This is a genomic window from Acidovorax sp. KPB24-07 (genome assembly GCF_057543315.1).
Genome location: NZ_BAAJYS010000226.1, coordinates 1 through 5,974, shown reverse-complemented (window position 1 = coordinate 5,974; position 5,974 = coordinate 1). Strand labels below are relative to the sequence as shown.

Sequence of the window (5,974 nt, the reverse complement as noted above, 5' to 3'; positions counted from 1 at the left end):
GGCCGCGCGCGATGCCGGCGCCACGACCGCCTTCTACACCGTGGTGCGCCTGCCCTGGGAGGTGGCGCCGCTCATGCGCGAGTGGCTGGCGCTGCACTACCCGCAGCGCGCGGCGCGCGTGATGGCCCGCATCCAGGACCTGCACGGCCTGAGCGCCGAGGCCCGCGCGGCGGGCAAGAGCTACCAGAGCGACTTCGCCACGCGCATGAAGGGCACGGGGCTGTGGGCCGACCTGGTGCGCCAGCGGTTCGCCACCGCGTGCCGGCGCCTGGGCCTGAACCGCCAGCGCGTGGAGCTGGACCTGTCGCAGTACCGGCCCGGGCTGGCGCGGGGGCAGGGCAGCCTGTTCTGACGCCGCGAAGGACGGCGCGGCCGGGGGGGCTGCAAACAATCTTTCGCAATGCGCCGGACAACGCAACTTGCTGCTGTCGCCGGCCCCCGCTTCAGTGCCACGCGGGGCGGCCGCGGTTCTAAGCTCGGCCGTGAATGTTCTGTGGCCGCTGCCGTTTCCCGCGGTGGCCGGCTTTCCGCCGTTTCCTGCTGTCTGGAGTGCGACCCATGGCCTTGCGTGATTTCAAAGTGCTGACCTTCGACGTGGTTGGCACCCTCATCGATTTCGAGGGCGGCATGCTCGCCTATCTGCGCCGGGCCGTGCCCGGCAGCCCCGTGACCGACGAGGCGTTCCTCGCGGCCTACCGCGCCGCCCGCAAGAGCGGCGACACCTGGGCCTATCCCGACGACCTGGAGCGCTGCTGGCATGCGATCGCGCCGTCGCTGGGCCTGCCCGACAGCGAGGCGCTGGCGCGCGGCCTGCGCGACTCGGTGGCCGACTGGCCGGCGTTCCCCGACTCGGTACAGGCGCTGCAGCGCCTGCGCGGGCATTTCAGGCTCGTGACGATGACCAACGCCCAGGCGTGGGCGCTGGAGCACTTTCAGAAAGCCCTGGGCTCGCCCTTCGACCTGCTGCTCAGCTGCGACGACGCGATGTGCGAGAAGCCCGACGCGCGCTACTTCGCCTATGCCCGCGGCCGCTACGAGGGCGCCTGGGGCTACCAGCAGGCCGACAACCTGCACGTGGCGCAGAGCCAGTACCACGACATCGGCATCTCCAAGCGGCTGGGCATCACCACCTGCTGGATCGAACGGCGGCACGGCATGAAGGACTCGGGCGGCACCATCGAATCCGAGCACACCGTGCCGGACTACCACTTCCACACGCTGGCCCAGCTGGCCGACGCGGTGGAGGCGGGGCAATGAGCCTGGACGGCCACGAGCGCTTGTCCGCCCTGGAGGGCCTGGAGCGCATCGCCCGGCCGGTGGCCGACCTGCTGCCCGAGCTCATTGCCCTGCGGCGCGACCTGCATGCGCACCCCGAGCTGGCCTTTCAGGAGCGGCGCACGGCCGGCATCGTGGCGCAGTCGCTGCGGCTGCTCGGCCTGGAGGTGCACGAAGGCATCGGCGGCACGGGCGTGGTCGGCACGCTGCGCTGCGGCAGCGGGCCCCGCAGCATGGGCCTGCGCGCCGACATGGATGCGCTGCCCATGGTGGAACTGGGCACGGCGGCCCATGCCAGCCGCCACCCGGGCGCACACCACGGCTGCGGGCACGACGGCCACACCAGCATGCTGATCGGCGCGGCGCGCCAGCTGGCGCGCACGCGCGGGTTTGACGGCACCGTGCACTTCATCTTCCAGCCCGCCGAGGAAGGCCAGGGCGGCGCGCGCAAGATGATCGAGGACGGCCTGTTCGAGCGCTTTCCGTGCGACAGCGTCTACGCGCTGCACAACTGGCCCGACCTGCCGCTGGGCCACGCCCAGACCCGGCCCGGGCCCATCATGGCCGCGGCCGACCGCTTCGACATCGCCGTGCGCGGGCGCGGCGGCCATGCCGCGCAGCCGCACCACACGCCCGATGCCATCCTGGCCGCGAGCCAGCTGGTGGCCCAGCTCAACACCATCGTGGCGCGCCGCATCGACCCCGGCGAGTCGGCCGTGCTGTCGGTCACGCGCATCGAGGGCGGGCACAGCCACAACGTGCTGCCGGCCGAGGTGCAGATCACCGGCACGGTGCGCAGCTTCGACGCCGCATCGCAAGACCGCATCGAGGCCGCGCTGCGCGCCACCGCCGAGGGCATTGCCCTGGCCAGCGGCACGCAGGTGGAGGTGACCTACCTGCGCTACTACCCCGCGACGGTGAACACCCCGGCCGAGGCGGATCTGGCACTTCAGGCCGCGCGCGCCATCGGCCTGCAGGCCGGCGTGGCACCGCGCGCCGCCTTCACCTCGGAAGACTTCGCCTTCATGCTGCAGCGCCGCCCGGGCGCCTACCTGTGGCTCGGCCAGGGCCGCGCCGAGCCCGGGCCCGACGGCGAGCGCGCGCTGCACCACCCGTGCTACGACTTCAACGACGACGCGCTGCCGCTGGGCGTGCGCTGGTTCTGCGAGGTGGCGGCGCGCGCCCTGGCGCCCACCTGATGCGGGCTTGAAGCCTGGCATCGCCCCGGCGCCGCACTTTGATTCCTTCCATCCACTTCATCGACCCAAGGGACCATCCCATGAGCATCACCGTGCTGCGCCAGTCCGCCACCCTCGGCGGCTTCGAACACCAGGGCACGCCCGCCTGTCCGCTGACCCTGCCGCCGTGCGAGTTCAGCGGCATCGACGTCGATCTGCAGGGCGCGGGCGAGAACCGCTCGGGCCTGTGGGAATGCACGCCCGGCCGCTTCGAGCGCCAACTGGCCAATGCCGAGGTCATGCACATCCTGGCCGGGGCCTGCACCTTCACGCCCACGGGCGGCGAGCCGCAATCCATTCGAGCCGGAGACACGCTGTTCTTCCCGTCGAACACCACCGGCGAGTGGCATGTGACGCAAACGCTGCGCAAGGTGTTCGTGGTGCTGGCGGCGTAAAGCCTCCATCGGCGCTGCGTTCAGGGGCGTGCAGGTCCGTCGCTGCTCGGCGCGGGCAGCTTCGCGATCACCTTGATCTCGAACTGGAAGCCGTAGAGCCAGGTCACGCCCACGCCGGTCAGCGTGGGGTGGGGCGCGTTGCCCCAGTACTCCGGCACGATAGCCCACACCGTCTCGAACGTCGATTCGGGATCGACGAGGAAGACCGTGACATCGACCACGTCGTCGAAGGTGCAGCCGGCCGCTTGCAGGATGGCGTTCAGGTGGTCGAACGCCAGCCGCACCTGCGCCGGCAGGTCGGGCTCGGGCGATCCGTCCTCGCGGCTGCCGACCTGGCCCGACACGAACAGAAAGCCGTTGGAGCGTACCGCTGGCGAATAGCGGTTGCGGTCGTAGAGCGCGCGGCGCCCGGCGGGGAAGACGACGTCGCGTTGGGGCGTGCTGGTGGAGTTCATCAAAGGTTCATCGGGGCGAAGCCGCCCGGTGGTTGGCGATGCAGGCACTGTAGGCAGCGGCGTGCGGGGAATAAAGGGCCCAGTCCACCCATCACTGTTTGTAGACTCCAAACAATCCCTCCGCCACCTCCTCCTCCACCACCGCTCCCGCCACCGAAAGCACAGCGCCCATGGACCGTTTCGATGCAATGCAAGCCTTCGCCCGCGTGGTGGAGGCCGGCAGCTTCACCAAGGCGGCGGAGACCCTGCACATGAGCAAGACCACCGTGACCCAGCTCGTGCAGCAGCTGGAGGCGCGGCTGCGCGTGAAGCTGTTGAACCGTACGACCCGCAAGGTCAACGTCACGGCCGACGGCGCGGCCTGTTACGACCGAGTGGTGCGCCTGCTGGCCGACATGGACGATGCCGAGGGCAGCCTGTCCAGCGCCTCCGCGCTGCCCCGGGGCCGCCTGCGGGTGGACGTGCCCAGCCCGCTGGCCCGCGCCATCCTGGTGCCGGCGCTCCCGGCCTTCCACACCCGGTACCCGGACATCCAGATCGACATGGGCGTGAGCGACCGCATCGTGGACCTGATCGGCGAGAACGTGGACTGCGTGGTGCGCGGGGGCGAGCCTAACGATCCGTCCCTGGTCGCGCGGCGCGTGGGCGACCTGCAGCTGGGCGTGTATGCCGCGCCCGGCTACCTTGAGCGCGCGGGCACGCCGCTGCACCCGAACGAGCTGGAGAACTCGCACCACCGCACGGTGGGCTTTCTGTGGGCGCGCACCGGCAAGGCCTTGCCGTATGCCATGCACCGCGAGGGCGAGCGCCTGGCCGTGCGGGGCCGCCATGTGTTCTCGGTGGACGACGGCAACGCGTACCTGGCGGCCGGCGTGGCGGGCCTGGGCGTGCTGTGGCTGCCGGACTATCTGGCGCGCGAGCCCCTGGAGCGGGGCGAACTGGTGCGGCTGTTCCAGGACTGGCGCCTGGACCCGATGCCGCTGTACATCGCGTATGCGCCGCACCGGCACGTCAGCCCGCGGCTGCGCGTGTTCATTGAGTGGGTGGCTGGCCTCATGGAGCGGCATGCACCCCTGGCCGGCCGGCCACGGGCGTGACGCGGGCCTGTCAGGCGGCCTGCTGCGCCGGCTGCGATGCCGCGAACCGGCCGATGAAGTAGGGCGCCAGCGGAATCGACGTCTGGCCCGTGGCGATCAGTTCGGCCATGGTCTCGCCCACGCCGGGGCTGATGGCGAAGCCCTCGCCGTTGAAGCCGAAGGCGTAGTGCAGCCCCGCCACCTTGGCGCTCGGCCCCATCACCGGCTGCCAGTCGGGGGTGTAGCCCTCGATGCCGCTCCACACGCGGATCAGCTGCACGTGCTCGAACGCCGGCACGAAGCGGCGCAGCTCGCGCAGCTGGCGCTGCACGTTGTCGGGCTTCACGTAAGCGCGGATGCGGTCGGCATGCGCGGGCCCTTTCAGGCCGCCGCCGAAGACGATGTTGCCGCGCGCAATCTGCCGAAAGTACAGGCCCTCGGTCTCGATGGGGGACGACAGGCCGATGGACGGCCCGAGCGCGTAGGGCAGGGGCTCGGTCACGCCCATCTGCGGACCGCGGGCCTCCATCGGCACGGGCTCGCCGAACTGCTCGGCCATGCGGTTGGACCACGCGCCGCAGGCCACCAGCATCTGCGGGGCGCGAAAGCGCCGCCCATCGGCCGTGTGGGCGACGAAGCCGTTGGCGTCGCGCTCCACCTGCATCACCTCGGCATGCTCGACGATGTTCGCGCCCGCACGCCGCGCCGCGCGGGCGAAGGCCGGGCCGGCCAGGCGGGGGTTGGCGTGGCCGTCCTGGGGCGAGTAGGAGCCCGCCACCACGCCGGGCGCGAAGATGCCCCAGCGCTGGCGCAACTGCTCGGCGGTGAACAGCTGCAGGTCCAGCCCCAGGGGCTTGACGTCGTGCGCGTGCTTTTCGAGCACCGCGGCCTGCTTTTCGGTGTAGCACACGCGCAGGTGGCCGTAGGGCACGAACTCGGCGTCTTCGCCCAGCAGCGACCGGATGCGGCCCCACACGGCGCGCGCGCGGTTGGCCAGCGGCATCTGGTGCAGCTCGCGCCCTTGGCGGCGCACGTTGCCGAAATTGGTGCCGCTGGCTTGGCGGCCCACCAGCTCGCGCTCCAGCAGCGTGACGGACAGGCCGTGCTGGCGCAGGAAGAAGGCCGTGGTGGTGCCCATCAGGCCACCGCCCAGCACCAGCACGTCGGTGTCGTGCGTCGTGGCGTTCTGGCTGCCGTGGTTCATGCCTGCACCTCGCGCGTGTTCATCATCAAAGGCTTGACCGGCGCCTGCGACCGCAGGCGGCCCACCTGTTCCACGGGAACGTGGCAGGCGCTCGCGACGATTTCCGCCGCGGCATGGCCGCAAAAGCGCCCCTGGCAGCGCCCCATGCCGACGCGGCTGAAGGCCTTGGCGCGGTTCACTTCCTGGCTGTCCATCTCGGTCACGCAGCGGCGCAGTTCGCCCGCGGTGACGGCCTCGCAGCGGCACACCACCGCCGCATCGGGCAGCGCCGCGGCCTGCGCATGCGGCCAGGGAAAGGCCCGCGCCAGCCCCTCGCGAAAGCGGTCCATCC

At 71.3% G+C, this 5,974-nt stretch carries 7 protein-coding genes and 1 pseudogene; 5 read left to right on the top strand and 3 right to left on the bottom strand.

What is annotated here, in order from left to right; translation table 11 throughout:
• From AC27IQ_RS17850 to AC27IQ_RS17835, 4 genes and pseudogenes are all read left to right on the top strand, one after another.
• Window positions 1-352 (top strand): annotated as a pseudogene (locus tag AC27IQ_RS17850) (PA0069 family radical SAM protein); the annotation flags it as partial.
• A gap of 206 nt (window positions 353-558) precedes the next feature.
• A complete protein-coding gene (locus AC27IQ_RS17845; RefSeq protein WP_487090261.1) occupies window positions 559-1,257 on the top strand; it encodes an HAD-IA family hydrolase in 699 nt (232 codons plus the stop codon).
• Window positions 1,254-2,474, top strand: a complete 1,221-nt coding sequence (locus AC27IQ_RS17840) for a M20 aminoacylase family protein (protein WP_487090260.1) — start codon at window positions 1,254-1,256, stop codon at window positions 2,472-2,474. The genes AC27IQ_RS17845 and AC27IQ_RS17840 overlap by 4 nt, the downstream gene beginning before the upstream one ends.
• 80 nt (window positions 2,475-2,554) lie before the next feature.
• Window positions 2,555-2,908, top strand: coding sequence for a cupin domain-containing protein (locus AC27IQ_RS17835; protein WP_487090259.1), 354 nt, complete (start codon window positions 2,555-2,557; stop codon window positions 2,906-2,908).
• 20 nt (window positions 2,909-2,928) lie between these two features.
• Here the strand turns inward: AC27IQ_RS17835 and AC27IQ_RS17830 are convergent, their stop codons facing one another.
• The gene (locus tag AC27IQ_RS17830) at window positions 2,929-3,363 is read right to left on the bottom strand and encodes a RidA family protein (RefSeq protein WP_487090258.1); all 435 of its coding nucleotides are present in this window, start codon (window positions 3,361-3,363) and stop codon (window positions 2,929-2,931) included.
• A 170-nt stretch (window positions 3,364-3,533) separates the two neighbouring features.
• On the opposite strand from AC27IQ_RS17830, the gene AC27IQ_RS17825 reads away from it, so the two are divergent.
• Window positions 3,534-4,460 carry a LysR family transcriptional regulator gene (locus tag AC27IQ_RS17825; protein ID WP_487090257.1) on the top strand — a complete coding sequence of 309 codons (927 nt, stop codon included), beginning with the start codon at window positions 3,534-3,536 and terminating at the stop codon, window positions 4,458-4,460.
• Between the two features lie 10 nt (window positions 4,461-4,470).
• On the opposite strand, the gene AC27IQ_RS17820 is transcribed toward AC27IQ_RS17825, so the two are convergent.
• Together AC27IQ_RS17820 and AC27IQ_RS17815 are read right to left on the bottom strand one after the other, a co-directional pair.
• Window positions 4,471-5,643, bottom strand: a complete 1,173-nt coding sequence (locus tag AC27IQ_RS17820) for an NAD(P)/FAD-dependent oxidoreductase (RefSeq protein WP_487090256.1) — start codon at window positions 5,641-5,643, stop codon at window positions 4,471-4,473.
• Window positions 5,640-5,974: (2Fe-2S)-binding protein (locus tag AC27IQ_RS17815; RefSeq protein ID WP_487090255.1), on the bottom strand; the 335-nt coding region annotated here is incomplete at its 5' end. The genes AC27IQ_RS17820 and AC27IQ_RS17815, both read right to left, overlap by 4 nt.